The organism is Cyanobacterium stanieri LEGE 03274, from assembly GCF_015207825.1.
In the GTDB taxonomy this organism is placed as follows: Bacteria; Cyanobacteriota; Cyanobacteriia; order Cyanobacteriales; family Cyanobacteriaceae; genus Cyanobacterium; species Cyanobacterium stanieri_B.
In genome coordinates, this window is the sequence record NZ_JADEWC010000043.1 from 1 (window position 1) to 15620 (window position 15620).

General features: G+C 37.9%; 18 protein-coding genes and 1 pseudogene. 6 read left to right on the plus strand and 13 right to left on the minus strand.

Annotation, left to right across the window (positions count from 1 at the left end; all coding sequences use genetic code 11):
• Window positions 1–209: 209 nt before the first annotated feature.
• Entirely contained in the window at window positions 210–665 is a 456-nt protein-coding gene (locus tag IQ215_RS13500; RefSeq protein ID WP_193801933.1) for a DUF4079 domain-containing protein, read from the minus strand.
• Window positions 666–811: 146 nt separating this feature from the next.
• On the opposite strand from IQ215_RS13500, the gene IQ215_RS13505 reads away from it, so the two are divergent.
• Together IQ215_RS13505 and IQ215_RS13510 are read left to right on the plus strand one after the other, a co-directional pair.
• A complete protein-coding gene (locus tag IQ215_RS13505) occupies window positions 812–1498 on the plus strand; it encodes an ATP-dependent Clp protease proteolytic subunit (RefSeq protein ID WP_193801934.1) in 687 nt (228 codons plus the stop codon).
• Between the two features lie 93 nt (window positions 1499–1591).
• Complete coding sequence (locus IQ215_RS13510; RefSeq protein WP_206688598.1) at window positions 1592–2191, plus strand: ATP-dependent Clp protease proteolytic subunit; 600 nt, start codon at window positions 1592–1594, stop codon at window positions 2189–2191.
• 179 nt (window positions 2192–2370) lie between these two features.
• Here the strand turns inward: IQ215_RS13510 and IQ215_RS13515 are convergent, their stop codons facing one another.
• From IQ215_RS13515 to IQ215_RS13525, 4 genes are all read right to left on the minus strand, one after another.
• Window positions 2371–2886 carry an RNA recognition motif domain-containing protein gene (locus IQ215_RS13515; RefSeq protein ID WP_193801935.1) on the minus strand — a complete coding sequence of 172 codons (516 nt, stop codon included), beginning with the start codon at window positions 2884–2886 and terminating at the stop codon, window positions 2371–2373.
• Window positions 2887–3059: 173 nt separating this feature from the next.
• On the minus strand, window positions 3060–3194 hold the full coding sequence (locus IQ215_RS14565; protein WP_431355539.1) for a hypothetical protein: 135 nt from the start codon (window positions 3192–3194) through the stop codon (window positions 3060–3062).
• A gap of 117 nt (window positions 3195–3311) precedes the next feature.
• Window positions 3312–4568, minus strand: coding sequence for a J domain-containing protein (locus IQ215_RS13520; protein WP_193801936.1), 1257 nt, complete (start codon window positions 4566–4568; stop codon window positions 3312–3314).
• A complete protein-coding gene (locus IQ215_RS13525) occupies window positions 4553–4921 on the minus strand; it encodes a Spx/MgsR family RNA polymerase-binding regulatory protein (protein WP_193801937.1) in 369 nt (122 codons plus the stop codon). Before IQ215_RS13525 ends, IQ215_RS13520 begins: the two co-directional genes overlap by 16 nt.
• A gap of 214 nt (window positions 4922–5135) precedes the next feature.
• Here IQ215_RS13525 and IQ215_RS13530 point away from each other — a divergent pair, with 214 nt between their 5' ends.
• The gene (locus IQ215_RS13530; protein WP_193801938.1) at window positions 5136–5711 is read left to right on the plus strand and encodes a 5-formyltetrahydrofolate cyclo-ligase; all 576 of its coding nucleotides are present in this window, start codon (window positions 5136–5138) and stop codon (window positions 5709–5711) included.
• On the opposite strand, the gene IQ215_RS13535 is transcribed toward IQ215_RS13530, so the two are convergent.
• From IQ215_RS13535 to IQ215_RS13550, 4 genes are all read right to left on the minus strand, one after another.
• Window positions 5708–6337, minus strand: coding sequence for a M23 family metallopeptidase (locus IQ215_RS13535; protein ID WP_193801939.1), 630 nt, complete (start codon window positions 6335–6337; stop codon window positions 5708–5710). The genes IQ215_RS13530 and IQ215_RS13535 overlap by 4 nt on opposite strands.
• 74 nt (window positions 6338–6411) lie before the next feature.
• Complete coding sequence (locus IQ215_RS13540; RefSeq protein ID WP_193801940.1) at window positions 6412–7272, minus strand: universal stress protein; 861 nt, start codon at window positions 7270–7272, stop codon at window positions 6412–6414.
• A gap of 110 nt (window positions 7273–7382) precedes the next feature.
• Complete coding sequence (locus IQ215_RS13545; RefSeq protein WP_193801941.1) at window positions 7383–7946, minus strand: 50S ribosomal protein L25/general stress protein Ctc; 564 nt, start codon at window positions 7944–7946, stop codon at window positions 7383–7385.
• A gap of 101 nt (window positions 7947–8047) precedes the next feature.
• Window positions 8048–9385 (minus strand): adenylosuccinate synthase, encoded by a 1338-nt coding sequence (locus IQ215_RS13550; protein ID WP_193801942.1) that lies wholly within the window; start codon window positions 9383–9385, stop codon window positions 8048–8050.
• A gap of 149 nt (window positions 9386–9534) precedes the next feature.
• Here IQ215_RS13550 and thiD point away from each other — a divergent pair, with 149 nt between their 5' ends.
• Window positions 9535–10347, plus strand: a complete 813-nt coding sequence (thiD, locus tag IQ215_RS13555) for a bifunctional hydroxymethylpyrimidine kinase/phosphomethylpyrimidine kinase (RefSeq protein WP_193801943.1) — start codon at window positions 9535–9537, stop codon at window positions 10345–10347.
• A gap of 226 nt (window positions 10348–10573) precedes the next feature.
• Here the strand turns inward: thiD and IQ215_RS13560 are convergent, their stop codons facing one another.
• From IQ215_RS13560 to obgE, 3 genes are all read right to left on the minus strand, one after another.
• On the minus strand, window positions 10574–10912 hold the full coding sequence (locus tag IQ215_RS13560; protein ID WP_193801944.1) for a hypothetical protein: 339 nt from the start codon (window positions 10910–10912) through the stop codon (window positions 10574–10576).
• 328 nt (window positions 10913–11240) lie between these two features.
• Window positions 11241–12206 carry an ABC transporter ATP-binding protein gene (locus IQ215_RS13565; RefSeq protein WP_193801945.1) on the minus strand — a complete coding sequence of 322 codons (966 nt, stop codon included), beginning with the start codon at window positions 12204–12206 and terminating at the stop codon, window positions 11241–11243.
• A gap of 52 nt (window positions 12207–12258) precedes the next feature.
• On the minus strand, window positions 12259–13284 hold the full coding sequence (gene obgE / locus IQ215_RS13570; protein WP_193801946.1) for a GTPase ObgE: 1026 nt from the start codon (window positions 13282–13284) through the stop codon (window positions 12259–12261).
• 406 nt (window positions 13285–13690) lie between these two features.
• Between obgE and IQ215_RS13575 the strand changes: the two genes are divergently transcribed.
• On the plus strand, window positions 13691–14380 hold the full coding sequence (locus IQ215_RS13575; protein ID WP_193801947.1) for a response regulator transcription factor: 690 nt from the start codon (window positions 13691–13693) through the stop codon (window positions 14378–14380).
• A gap of 41 nt (window positions 14381–14421) precedes the next feature.
• Here IQ215_RS13575 and IQ215_RS13580 read toward each other — a convergent pair whose 3' ends face one another.
• Window positions 14422–15237 (minus strand): EI24 domain-containing protein, encoded by an 816-nt coding sequence (locus IQ215_RS13580; protein ID WP_193801948.1) that lies wholly within the window; start codon window positions 15235–15237, stop codon window positions 14422–14424.
• Window positions 15238–15404: 167 nt separating this feature from the next.
• On the opposite strand from IQ215_RS13580, the pseudogene IQ215_RS14335 reads away from it, so the two are divergent.
• A pseudogene (locus IQ215_RS14335) lies at window positions 15405–15620 on the plus strand (GTP-binding protein); the annotation flags it as partial.

Sequence of the window (15620 nt, forward strand, 5' to 3'; positions counted from 1 at the left end):
CGTGAATAAAAATGCTTACGGAGACGTACTGACGGGGATTAGTCAAGGTAACTTGCTTAATCTAGTTAAGTGTCAATGATGTAAGAATCACCCATCACAATCTTTGATTTGATGGTGTGAGTGTCAACACCTAAACCCTCGTTGAACCAACACAGAGCCAAAATCCCCCGACAAATTAACCACTATGCCGAGGGAAATGTTAACAGAAACTACATTCTTTCAATAATCTTTTGAACAATTTGTACCCCAGTAAAGGCTTGCCAACCAAAAATGACTAACATCAGCATATTTAAGCCTACATGGGATGCACGGGCAATGCTATTTCCTTTTTGCATATAGGGTACTAAGGAAGCAGAAGTAGTCACCATCGCCATCATACCTAAACCTGCGAGGAGATGAGGCCCAACAAATAATTTTCCGCTGTTAATATAGGTAACCGCCATACCGCCCACAGTACCCAAAACAATCAAAGCCATAAATAATGAACCAACATTGTGATGACGGTTTATAAAATTTCCTTTTATTAATTCTTTTCTTTCTTCTTTATCTGCCTGACGAAGACGCTTTACCTTAATTCCTAAGTAAAGCGCATAAATTGCTGTACCGAATAATACCCACATTAAAACGGGATGGGCAAACTGTGACCATACTTTAATTGATTCCATTTGTTTTCCTCAATTGATTTAAAAAACTAATTATAAAACTTAATATAAGTTAACATAAAAGTAGCAAATGCCGTAAATGCACAGAGTACCGAGATTATGTCACAATCAAAAGGAGATAGTTTAAGCTCAAAGTGAGAAAAAAGAATATGAATTCACCTATTCAAGCAGTACAAGCACCCTATCGAGGAGATGCTTCTTATCGTACTCCTCCCCCTGATTTACCTTCTCTATTATTGAAGGAAAGAATTGTTTATCTGGGGTTGCCCCTTGTGTCTCCTGATGAGTATAAGGATCAAATTGGTATTGATGTTACTGAATTAATTATTGCTCAATTGTTATTTTTACAATTTGATGATCCTGAAAAGCCTATTTATCTGTATATTAATTCTACGGGAACATCATGGTATGGTGGCGATTCCATTGGTTTTGAAACGGAGGCTTTTGCTATTTGTGACACCATCAATTATATTAAACCCCCTGTTCATACCATTTGTTTAGGTCAAGCCATGGGGACGGCGGCGATGATTTTGGCTTCGGGAACAAAAGGATGTCGGGCTAGTTTACCTAATGCGACTATTATCCTACATCAATCCCGTCAAGGGGCTCAAGGACAAGCCACGGATATTCAAATTAGAGCTAGAGAGGTTATTACTAATAAAAGGGTAATGATGAATATTTTGGCTGAAAAAACGGGGCAACCAGTGGAGAAAATAGAAAAAGATACTGATCGTATGTTCTATATGAACCCTCAACAGGCAAAAGAGTATGGTTTAATCGATCGCATCTTAGAAAGTAGTAAAGAGTTACCATCCCCTGCCCTCACTAGCATTTAATTAAGGGGCGATCGCACAGGTATCAATCATGCCCTTAAGTCCCACAAACACTAAAAATAAACTAAAATAACCATAAGAATAAGAGGAAAAAATATGCCCATTGGAGTACCTAGAGTTCCCTACCAAATGCCCGGACAACCCTACAGCGACTGGGTAAATATATACGATCGCCTTTATCGTGAACGTATTATTTTCCTTGGTAGAGGGGTAAACGACAGTTTAGCAAACCAAATTATCGCCGTTATGTTGTACCTCGACTCCGAAGACAACAACAAACCCATTTACCTCTACATCAACTCCCCCGGGGGTTCGGTAACCGCAGGTATGGCGATTTATGATACCATGCAACATATCAAATCAGAAGTTGTCACCATCTGTGTCGGTTTAGCAGCTTCCATGGGAGCATTTCTATTGGCCGCCGGTACTAAAGGCAAAAGACTAGCTTTGCCCCACTCCCGTATCATGATTCACCAACCCTTAGGAGGTATCCAAGGCCGCCGTCAAGCCACCGACATCGAAATCGAAGCTAAGGAAATTTTACGTATCAAAAACGACCTTAACCGCATTATGGCATTTCATACAGAACAACCTATCGAAAAAATAGAAAAAGATACCGATAGAGATTACTTTATGTCTGCCCAAGAAGCCAAAGAATATGGCTTAATCGATAAAGTCATTGAAGAAAGAAGTTAGTTAATAGTACATCTGTATATTGACAAAGCCAGAAACCATCGATTACACTGATAATCGTGTGGGGAGAAAATAAGAAAGAGAATCGAGACGAAACAAGGTAAGTCGCCGATTCTCTTTTTTTTGCAAAAAAAAAATCCCCCAAAACGAATTTGGAGGAAATACAATATACTAACTTTCCTTTAATTAGTGGTTTGAGAAGCAAACATTTCCTTTAACTTGCTCAACTCATCAGCCCAACGGGGATCTGGTTGTGCTGAATCCGCCACAGAAAAAGACTTAGAACCAGATTTAGAAGAACTTTTACGACCTTTTTTCCCTTTTTGACGTTTACTGGGTTTCTCAGTGGTTTTACTTCCTTCAGTGGTATTACCATCTTCGGCATTAGCATCAGCCCCTTCCTTCTCATTTTTGTTGCGGGGTAAAGCCTTTTCAATGAATAAAGTAAAATCATTACCTTCCTCATCTTTGAAAGGCTCACCATTATAAATCAAAGTTTGATCATTATATTTACTGATAAACTCCTCCGCCGCTTCATCCGTTGGCACGGTTACAAAACCAAATCCACGGCACTCATTTTTTTTACGCTCTTTGATTAGTTTAGTAGTGAAGGGAGGTTCAAACTCACTAAACATTTTTTCTAAAGTTTCTTTTTCTAATTCTGCTTTGGGTAATTTAACGTAAAGACGTACAGACATTTTTATTTCCTCCAAATATTGAGTATTTACTAAAATTTTCTAACTATATAATTATCACCACAGAAAAAAACCCACCCAGACAACAAAAAAGTTAGTAGGCTAAACCTAGCCACTAACTGCTTCTTATCAACTTTCATTTTATGATCGGCGGTGTATGCCTTTACAACCATTTCTTATTTTGATACCAACTTTAAATTGAAGAATTTTAAGGAAGTTTTGAATTTGAGGAAGTGTTTTCTGAGGTTTTGACTATTTTTTGCTAATTTAAAATCACCACTACAACTACAATAGTACCAGATTGGTAACAAAATGTTAAATCAATATAAAAATAAAGTAACTTAATTTCAATTTAAAATTATTGATTGACTGTGGAAACAGAGAATAGGGAATAATATTCTTAATTTGGGGAATAGGCATTGATATTTTCATGGAAATAGCCGCCGTATTTTAACCCATAATTCAGGGCGACTTTTAAATAAATGATATAAATAAAAACCGATAATAACCGCAAGACAAATATTGCTTAAACTAATATAAGTTCCAACAATTTGAGTAGTAGTCCATCCTGCATAATCGTTTAAAATATTTAAGTCTCCCCCTGAATCGCCCCTACCTCCCCAGAGTGTACCCCAAGGAATATTATCTTTACCTACTTTGATATTGTGCCATTTGGTAAAACTACTAAAAAAGGTGATAGCCCCCACAGCAACCGCACCAAAACGCCAAAAATCCCAATAAAATTTTTCAGGTAAACGCCAATAAAAAGCGATAATTAAGAGGGTGCTAAGATAAAATTCTCCCCCAATGCCACTAAATGCCATGAGGGTTACATAATTGGTGTAGCTGACTATCCAAGTAAGGATAAATTGTAAAATTATTAAGATAATGGCGATAATCATGGTGGATTTTTTCTTTTCTTTCCACCCTGTGTAAAGGGTTAATCCCAGTAAAAAAAGGATACCGAAGTAAACAAAGTTTGATTTTTCGAGGGTGGTAATGGTAGCCCCGAAGGTAACTAGCGCCCTGTATCCTGACAACCAAGCTACTGTAGCATGACCAAATTCATGTACCCACATTCCGATAAACCATGTTAGCACTTCAGCATAACTAAAAGCCAGTGCGATCGCACCTGCTATGGGTAACACATAAGTATTTAAAGTTTTTTCTCCTTCCTGCAAAAGAATATAGTCATTAGCATAAACTTGGTTATGCCTATCAGGGGCGAGGTTTATATCTTCCTGCCAAAAATGGGTTTTTACGGTTTTTAAAGCCGTTACCCTAACGAGGGTATGTTGTAAATTATCTGCCCCTCGGAGATACTCATAAATCAGATGGAGAATAGTTGACTTTTGACGGGGCTTACTACCCCTAATTTTTATTTCTACATATTCCACCGTAGCATCTACTCGAATCATCAAAGCCATTCCCCGCAACGCCCTAGCAATACCGTTGGTAATTTCTTGCTCGTAGGCCTTTTGTCCTTGGGTAGATTCTTCCTGCTGTTGAGTTTTACGGTGATTTAATAGTGTTTGATAGGCGGTTTTAATAGTTTCTATCCTTTCCTTTTCCCCCCGTTTTAAACACTCCCCCACTAGGCGGAAATAAGCCTTTTCTATCTGTGCTAGCTCCGCCAACTCATCTACTTCTAAAATCTGATAACATTCTTCTAGGTTGATGTCCATGACAATTTTTCTCGTTTAACGGCATCGTTGGCACGAAATCCCACTAAAACTGCTTCCCCGTCCTTAACAAATAAAGGTCTTTTTAATAGCATAGCATCTTCAGAAAAAGCCTCGATCCACTGTTCATCGCTCCATGTTTTTTTCTCCTCCCCCAAGGCACGGTAAGACATTCCCGAGGTATTACGCATGGATTTACTACCCAAGGATTTTACCCAGTCTGTAATCATTGCTTTGGTGGGTTTATTTTCTTTGGTGTTGATAAATTCGTATTTAATATCGTTATCTTCTAACCATTGCATGGCTTTTTTACAAGTGCCACAGTTAGGAATGCCATAGACTGAAATTAATTTCATTTTTTAAAATGCTGAATTTGAATATATAGTTACTTTAATGGTGTTTAAGACACTGTACTTTTTTTTCAAAGCCTTATCAAATAAATATTATGGCATTCGATAGCGCTTCATTCTATATAATTTATTATTCCAGCGCACCTTAAACCACCTCAGGCAATCACTCCCCTTGAAATGAATTATAAGGCTAACAGTTTATACCGAACCTAAGTTAAATATGACAGATACAGTAACAGAAAAAAAACAATTACGAAAAAAATATATTCAAGGGCGATCGCACCTTAATCCTGTAGAATGGCAAAAAAAAAGTGATCTAATCAGTCTCAATCTACTTCAACATCCCCTGATTCAAAAATCAAAAGTAATCCTCAGTTACATCAGCCATAAACAAGAGCCAGACTTAAGCCTATTGCACCGTCATCACCCCATCACCTGGGGAATACCCCGATGTCAAGGAAAAAACTTGATTTGGCATCAATGGCATTGGGGAACAAAACTCAAAAAAGGGGCTTATGGTATTTTTGAACCCGATCAAAATACTCTCAAAATTATCCCAGAAGAAGTACAGCTAATTTTAGTACCCGCCGTTGCCTGTGACAAAAAAGGTTATCGCCTCGGTTATGGAGGAGGATTTTATGATCGCCTTTTATGTCAAAAACCATGGCAAAATATTACCACCATTGGCATCATTTTCGACTTTGCCCATGTAGAAAAATTACCCACCGAAAAATGGGATCAACCCCTTAATTATATCTGCACAGAACATAAAATGATTAAAATACCACTCCCCTAGCTCCTTTGGGCATACATCCGCCGTAAAACCTGAGCCGGATCAATTCTTTCCCCATTAAGCCTAAATTCCCAGTGAAGATGAGGCCCTGTAGTTCTTCCCGTCATACCTACCCTACCAATACGAGCGCCTGTGGGAATAGTTTGCCCTTGAGCAATCATAATTCTTCCCTGTCTATCCACCAAAGCCCTACCTTGATTCGTATTTTCGATCGCCCCCATCATATGACAATAAGTATGATTCCAAGCCCCAGAACGAATGGTCATCATTGTACCACAACCCGTATTATCCGATAACCCAACCACTTCTCCAGCCCACCAATTACGAACATAACTACCGAGGGGAGCGGCAATATCCAAACCGCCATGAAACTGTCTTCTTCCCGTGATTGGGTGAACACGGTAGCCAAAGGGCGATGTATATTGTTGAAAATTTTCCACAGGAAAAGATGCACGACTCCACAAATTTGCCGAAGCAGTAGCCACAGTTTGCGATCGCACTGGCACTGTCGAATAATGAAGGAAAACCACAAGGGAAAGTGTGACCAAAAATAGACTCACAGCAAAAACCCGCCATTTCTTCAAGGCTAACTTAACCATTTTACCCTCAGGTAATGTCAGCTTAAACATTACTCCTCACCAAATAAAAAATACGATAAACAATTGTAACGCACCCTAACAATAATAGAGTAATAGGGTAATCTCTAACGGAATAATAAAGCAGGAATTCTCGTACTTCTTAATAGTTGAATAGTGGTGCTACCAATAATTAAATTTCTAATACGACTATGACCATAAGCCCCCATAATTAATAAATTAATCTTATGTTGCTCAATATAAGAGGCGATCGCACTTTCCTCCTCCCCTTTCAACAAAGAAAACTGCACCGTAAAATTAGCATCATTAAGCAAAGTAACAGCCCGATCCAATTTAGCCCCCCCATCAGAATCAGATTTATTAACCATCACCATATGAACCTCTAAATCTTGAATAAAAGGATTTTCCCGAAGAAAATTTAAAATCCGACTGCTCGTAGCACTATCATCATAAGCAATCAACACCCTATCAATAGGATAAAAATCCCGAGGAGTCACAAAACAAGGCTTACTACTAACCCTAACAATTCGCTCCAAATTAGCCCCCAAATGAATGGAATTATACTCCGCATTTTCCCCCCTCTTACCCAAAACAATTAAATCAGTTTCAGGCTCTAAATCTTTGACCGTATCGGCGACAAAACCCGTCCGATGAATCGAATTAACATCCTCAATACCCTCCCTTGTTAACATCTCCTTAGCATGATCTAAAATCACTTTCGCCCTGACATGATTTAACTTTGCCCTTTGATGATCCAATTCTACTAACTTTTCTAACAGCTCATCCGATGCACCTAAACTAAGACTACCGCTCCAATTTCCCTGAGATGATTGATTTCTAGCTCGATTATCAGTTACCGATAAAACATCAACCTGTTTTATGCCTAATCTCTTAGCAATCCATGCCGTATATTTATACGAATTTTCACCATAACTAGAACCATCCGTACAAAGTAAAATATTTCTCATTATTATGTCTTAACTACAACAAATATTAACAACCTACCATTTTGAGTGCTAAAACAAAAAACCCCCCGAACTTAATCCGAGAGGCTTTATCTAGTAAAAATCAAAGAAAATTAACCTTTCTTACGAGGAGCAACAATACCAATAATATTTTTATTAGGATCATCTAAAACATTAATTCCCTCAGGTAAGACTAAATCACTCACTTGGAAAGTCTTACCAATGTCCACTTTACTAATATCCATTTCCAAAAATTGAGGAATATTATCAGGGAAACAACGAACCTTAACCTCAGTTACCATCTGTTCCATGATACCACCCTTCTTAATACCGATCGCACTACCCACGATCTTTACAGGAACAACAACTTCCACCTGATTTTCCCCAGAAGGACAGAAGAAACTAATATGGTGTAAAGTTCTTTTCCAAGGATGGGATTGAACTTCTCTAATTAATACTTTACCATTCCAAGAAAGTTCAGGGATAGTCATATCAACCAAAGTATTGTTGATAGAAGCGTTTTTAAGAAGGGTAAGGGCTTCTTTATGACCTAAAACTAATGAAATAGCTTCAGCTCCGTTATGACCATATAAATTAGCGGGAAGCATACCTTCACGACGCAAAGTTCTAGGTTTAGCGCCTTCTGGTCTGGTTTTACATTCTAATGTGACTTGCATTTTTTTACCGATTTAATTATAAGTTTTATATTTTGATAATTGACCCTTGTAATAGGATTAATTTTGGAACAATTTTAATAATAACCAAAATATATTTTTATTTAGGACCCCTGGAGAGGATTGACACTAGCATCAAGCAAAGCTCTTTTTGGTCCATGGATAGGATCTTCTACAATAATAGTTTGATCTCTACCTGCGCCAAGGGATACGATCGCAATGGGTAATTCCATCAAATCTGCTAAAAATTTGAGATAATTTAAAGCGTTTTTCGGTAATTCCTCTAGGGTACGACATTCAGTCGTAGATGTTTGCCAACCTGGTAGAGTTTCATAAACGGGTTTGCAACGGGCAAATTGATTAGCATGGGTAGGTAATTCGGTAATGGTTTCCCCATCTACCTCATAGGCTACACATACCTTAATTTCGGATAACTCGTCTAAGATGTCTAACTTGGTTACTGCCAAACAGTCTAAACCATTGATCCTAGCGGCATATCTGCCAATAACAGCATCAAACCAACCGCAACGACGACGGCGCCCTGTGGTAGTACCAAATTCAGAACCTCGATCGCCCAGTAAAATACCGATTTCATCTTCTAATTCCGTCGGAAAAGGCCCTTCTCCTACACGGGTAGTATAAGCCTTAGCTACACCAATGATGCGATCAATAATGGTAGGTCCTACCCCGGCACCAACACAAGCTCCCCCTGCAATGGGGTTTGAGGATGTCACATAGGGATATGTACCATGATCAAGATCTAGTAATGTACCCTGTGCGCCTTCAAATAAGATATTTTTCTTACTGCGTACAGCTTGATTGATTTTTAAGGAACTGTCAATGACAAAGGGACGTAGTCTTTCGGCATAACCTAAGTACTCCTCCACGACTTTTTTAGCGTCTAGGGGGGGTAACCCGTAAAGTTTTTCGAGGACTGCGTTCTTATAGTTGATGGTCCATTCTAACTTGTCGGGGTGGCGATCGCCATTAATTAAATCCAGCATTCTAATGCCGATTCTTTCCGCCTTATCAGAATAGGTAGGCCCGATGCCTCTGCCTGTGGTACCAATTTTAAATTTACCTCGTCTATCCTCTGCGGCCTGATCCAAGATGCGATGATAGGGCATCGTCACATGGGCAGTCTGAGAGATAAATAAATTATCGGTGGACACATTGAGATCAACTAATTGATCTATTTCCTCTAACAATTCCTGCGGATCTATTACAGTACCAGAACCTATAATACATTCTGTATCAGGGTATAATATCCCTGAAGGGATTAAATGTAATTTGAAGGTTTGATCATCTACGACCACGGTATGCCCTGCATTTACGCCCCCTTGGGAACGCACCACGACATCCGCCGATTTACTGAGTAAATCCGTGATTTTTCCTTTTCCTTCATCGCCCCATTGGGCGCCTATTATAATAACGTTAGCCAAGAGTTTATTAGTGCTAAACTTCACACAAACTATTATTATCGCAGTTTAATTTTTTTATGTCAAGTCTTATTCTGGGCAATGGGGAGGGAATTGACAATGGACAATGGACAATGGACAATTAATAATCGATACAGGTAAGTAAAAAGATTATGAAAACGGCGGTAGCTTTAACCATTGCGGGTTCTGATAGTGGTGGAGGTGCAGGAATTCAGGCGGATTTAAAAACCTTTGCTTTTAATTATGTCCATGGTGCTAGTGTAGTTACCTGTCTGACGGCACAAAATACCAAGGAAGTAACGGAGGTAATGGCGGTATCTCCTAATATGGTAAAAGCTCAATTTGAGGCGGTAATTAATGATATAAAGGTGGATGCCTTGAAAACAGGTATGTTATTTAATCAAGAAATTATCTCTACGGTGGCAGACTGTATTAAGTCATGGGGTGGTGATAATATTGTCATCGATCCTGTGATGGTTTCGCGCACGGGGGCGCAGTTAATTGATGATTCGGCGGTAGAGGTGATGAAACGGGAGCTTTTCCCCCAAGCCTTGGTTTTAACCCCTAATATTTATGAGGCACAGTTATTAAGCTGTATGTCTATTCATTGTCTGGAGGATATGAAACAGGCGGCGGCAAAAATCTATGATTTAGGTGCAAAAACTGTTCTTATTAAAGGGGGTGCTGCGGAGGGTAAAAATAAGGGTATTGATGTTTTTTTTGATGGTCAAGGTTATACCATTGTTGGCATTAAAGCCATTGATACGGTTAACAATCATGGTACGGGGTGCAGTTTGGGAGCGGGTATTACTGCCCATTTAGCCCTCGGAAAATCACTCCCAAGGGCGATCGCCTCGGCTAAGGAATATGTCACCACTGCCCTGGAATATTCCCTAGAAATCGGCTCAGGATGTGGTCCTATTGGGCATTTTTTCCCATTGATTGAATCACAGTATAATGGTTAACTAAGATGAGTTTCCATCAATCAGAAACTGGAAATATCAAGGGTGTTAGTGTACTACAACCGTTCCAAAAAAAAATAGGCAAAAATTGTGGTTCTCGATTGCTTATTGCTCGTTCCCCGTGGTTGATGAGCGAAGGTTTATCATGGTTATCTAGGAAAGTGGAGATCCCCTATTTCCTACTAAAATGAGAAATCATATCTAAAATCAGCAGGACTTAAATAAGACATTAACTATTGTCCCAAGCATCTACGGATACGGGGACAAAATCACCATAAATGGTGAGTGCTAAAAACAAAGGTTCTCCTTGGGAAATGAGTTTGCCACTCAATACACAGCTTTCATCTTTTCTGGCAATGGCTTCTAAGGTTGCCCTAATATCAGTTTTAGTAAAGTTTGGTCGATATTCTCCTGATTTTTGTTGTACATAATTCCACAAAATATCACGAATTAATGTTTGATAACCTTGACTACCTGAAAGAGATTTTAAACTATCTTTGAGGGTCTTTTCCAGACGAATACTGGTTACCTCCATTTGGGTTGTAGAAGTTCTGTGCATTGAGCGCATAAGATTGAGTTTTAAAGTTTTATATTAGGTAAGACTAGAGTAGTATATTAACTTATTTTTCGCTATAAAAATATATGATTTTTTACAATCCTTAACTATTAATTATTATGCTTAACAATGGTGGACTAAGGCTTTCTGTTTATTTTTATTTTACTGATTAAGTATATGCTTATATGACAAAATATTTCGTTATTTTAATAGTAATATGTTTGTGGTAGGGGGCATACTTGGGTTTGATTATGGTGCTAAACGTTGATTTATGGTAGTTTTTTAAGGTTGATGGCAAGATTAGCAAAAGATCAATAGTTGTTTTATTTTTCTCAGTTTATTAAGAAGTTTGTTGGTGTCCTAGGTTAAGAAAAATAGTTTCTAGGTTTTCTTTTTCACAATGGAAATTATGGAGGGGAATATCTGCTTTTATTAATTGTTTTAGAAGCTCGGAGGCATCTTCTAAGTTACCTGTAAAATGGGCAAGATAATGATTTTTTTGGGAAAGTTTTTCCCAATGTTCAATTAATGGGCAGTTTTTGAGTTGTTGTTCTAGTTTGTCGTATTCTCCGAGGGTAGAAATCAAGATTTGTTGTTTACTAAATTTTTGGTAGAGGTTATCTAGGGATGAGTTTTCCACTAGGCAACCTAATTCCATGATGCCGATGGAGGTGCATAGTTCGGCAAGGTCGCTTAGAACGTGGGATGATATTAAAATGGTCATCCCTGCTTGTTGTAGTAGTTTAATGGCTTGACGAAATTCTAGTCTAGCGATGGGATCTAATCCTGAGACGGGTTCATCGAGCAGGAGTATAATGGGTTGGTGGATGATGGTACGGGCAAGGCTGAGGCGTTGTTTCATGCCCCGAGAGAGGGTGGCAATGGGGCTATTTCTTTTGTTTTCGAGGTTAACGGTTTCTAATACTTCTTGTAGTCTTTGTTTACGCAGGGGTTTGGATAGTTTATATAGTCTGGCGAAATAATCGAGATAGTCGATAACATTAAGGTCATCGTAGAGGGGAAAATCGTCGGGAAGATAACCTAAGTATTGTTTTAGGTGGGGGTTGGTGTCATCTTGTAGGAGGCGATCGCCATTTAGATAGATTTCTCCTTTGGTGGGTTCTTCTGCGGTGGCTAACATCCTAATCAGGGTAGTTTTTCCTGCTCCGTTAGGGCCTATTAATCCATATACTTCCCCTTGTTTAATTTGTAAATCTACTTCGTTAACGGCGATGTTTCTTTCATAGATTTTAGTTAATCCGTAGGTGGCGATCGCAATTTGTTCTTGATTATCGTTAATTAGCATTGATCAAAAAGGGGAATGGGGAAGATACAATTATTATCTCCTAACTTTTGCCCTAATTGTCCATTGTCAATTGTCCATTGTCAATTATCAATTGATCCAATTCCTGCCAAATGGTTTGTAAGAGGCGATCGCACCCTGCCCCTGTCACAGCGGAAATTAAGAAAATTTGATCATCGGTAACAGCCCGAAACTGCTCTATCAAATACTGCTGGGTTTCCTCATCAATGGAATCAATCTTATTAAGAGCCAAAATTTGTACCCGCTCAGGCAACCCACGACCATAGGCTTTCAATTCCTCTTGGATAATTTTATAATCCTCCAAAGGATCTTGAGCATTAACATCCACTAAATGTAATAGTAACCTGGTGCGCTCGATGTGTCGTAAAAAATCATGACCTAAACCAACCCCCGCCGAAGCCCCCTCAATTAACCCAGGAATATCCGCAAATACCGTGCCATCCCCCGTTGGCTTTTTCACCACCCCCAAATTAGGCACAAGGGTAGTAAAAGGATAATCAGCAACCTTCGGTTTAGCAGAAGACACCGCCGAAATAAAAGTTGATTTCCCCGCATTGGGTAAGCCAATAATACCTACTTCCGCCAATAACTTTAACTCTAAACGAACTTGTTTAACTTCCCCCTCTAAACCAGGTAAAGCATACTCAGGCGCTCGATTACTATTACTCAAAAAATGTTGATTTCCTAAACCCCCTTTTCCCCCCTTTGCCACCACAAAAGTTTGATTCTCTTTCACCAAATCATAAATTAATTGCCCCGTTTCCATGTCATAAACCATCGTGCCACAGGGTACTTCTAAAATGCGATCTTTTCCCCCTGCCCCCGTACGGTTATTTGGCCCCCCTCTCTTTCCATCTTCGGCCTTAAACTGACGGGCATAACGAAAATCTAAGAGGGTTTGTAAATTCGTCACTGCTTTTAAAATCACTGAGCCTCCTTTTCCTCCATTACCCCCAGAAGGCCCCCCCGCAGGGACATATTTTTCTCGACGGAAGGCTACTAAACCATCTCCGCCTTTTCCTGCTATTACTTCTATTTCTACTTGATCTATGAATTGCATCGATTTTGTTTTAATGGATAACGAATATGGACATTCTCTTGGGGTGATTAATAATAGCCTTATCAATCAATGATGGACAAATTTTAACTAATTTTCCGTTTTTCTTAAGGGGCGTTAGGAAGCAAATTTCCGCCATGGAAATTAGGACTACTATATATTTTTTATTTTAGTCACCTTGTAGAGTCATAGTTATTTTACCTTATTTTGAGATAATTTGGATTTATTTAGATAGTTAAAAAAACTAAATAATTTACTTTTTTTTGCTAAGATTTGTTGTAGGATAACCTACAATAATTTTCTTTAAAGAAGGACTTTATCTTTTTGGTGGTTAAAAAAATCCTTATGGGTACATTAATTTAAGCCATCAAAAGACATTTTGAAATAATATTTTTATATTGATAATTTTATGACAGAGCATATTTTGTTAGTGGATGATGAACCTGGTATCAGGGAATCTTTACAAGCATATTTAGGGGATAATGAACATTGGCAAGTTGATGTTGCTAGTAATGCTCAGGAGGCATGGGGAATGTTACAAGATCATGTTCCTGATATTATTATTTCTGATATTATGATGCCTGAGGTTAATGGTTTAGAATTTTTGGCCCAGTTAAAGGAAGATATTCGTTTCCAAAATATCCCAGTGGTTTTCTTAACGGCAAAGGGGATGACAACCGATCGCATCGAAGGTTATACTGCAGGATGTGATGCTTATTTACCTAAACCCTTTGATCCTGATGAGTTAGAGGCGATCGTTAAAAATTTATTAGAAAAGAGTAAGGTTAGGCAGGAAAATAGCCCCCAAACTAGCCAACTAGAGGAATTAGTTAAGGATGTTAAGGATATTAAAGACAAACTAGATAATCCTAATAAATTTAATGTCACTGAATCTGCTATTAAAATTGATTTGACCCCCCGAGAACAAAGCGTGTTAGACTTAGTGGCACAGGGATTAATGAATAAGGAAATCGCTAAAACCCTACAAACCAGCGTGAGAAATGTGGAAAAATATGTTAGTCGTTTATTTAGTAAAACAGGTACTAACAGCCGTACTGAATTGGTACGTTTTGCCCTTACCCATGGTTTGACAGAATAATTTTTTTCAGACAAGCAAAAAATAAATTATCCATTAATTAGTTAGCCCCTTTGCCTTTGTCGGAGACGATAATCACAGAATAATAATGTACCTCCTGAGACACAGAGGGGAACTACAATTAAATTTAGTAGGGGGATACTAATTAAACCTAAGGAAATTAGTCCAAATCCTGCGCTGTTAGGAAATCTGGCAAAAACGAATTGTATTTTGTGTCTGAATTTCAGTCTTCTTCTTTCGAGGGGGGCATCAAAAAAATCTAAGCAAATTATTAAGATGGTGAGTGTTAATCCTCCGATTCCTGAGATGAGATTACCAAAGGCAGGGATAAAGTTAAGGAAAAATAGGGGAATTGCTACTAAGGCAATAAGCAGTAGTTTTTTTAGTTCAAATAGTAAGGCTCTTAGTATATCTTGAAAAATATTCATTTCGACTAATTCAAGATTTCCTAGTTTTATGATTTCGATTTCTTCTGATAATTTACCATACCAAGGAGAACCTAAAATACTGCCAAATTGAACGATAATAAAACCAATTATGATAAATAAAACTGTGGTTAATACTATTCTAATTATCCCTGTTAATATTGATGTTATGGGTAATAAAAATGCAAAAGTATCAGGTAATTGATTGAGGTAATCAGTGGCGATCGCCCTTAAATCCCCTTCTAAAATATCAAAGAATAATAAACTAGGTTGCAATAAAAGTAAATAAACTCCTACCCCAATAACAATATTAATAATGATAGGAATTACTAAATATTGCCACAAACTTTTATGTTTAATAATTAATTGTAAAGCATTAATAGGATATAAAAGCCCATTAATAAATCCAAAACCAGTGAAAATATTTCTAAACATATACTAAAAAATAGTGATGAAAATCAAATATTATAAACAAATAAAAATACCTTATCCCAACCAATTTAATATCCGATAAATTAACCTATCACCCATTTTAATAAGATACTATTGATAAAACAAAAACGTTAATCTAAATATAAACAAAAACAAACTTTAACAAAGCCATGCGCCTGTCTCGTCTTCTAACCATTGTCATCGGCTTAAGTATTATTTTCGGTTTAATGCTTTGGTTAGTCAGTGCATTATCTCGATTATATAGTGAGATTTCTTGGACAAGTCCATTATTAGCCAATTTTTTGGTATTCGTTCTTATTCTATTGCTAATATTCTTTATTGGCATCTTTCTTTACTACTTTGGCATTATACCCAATGATAAAAAC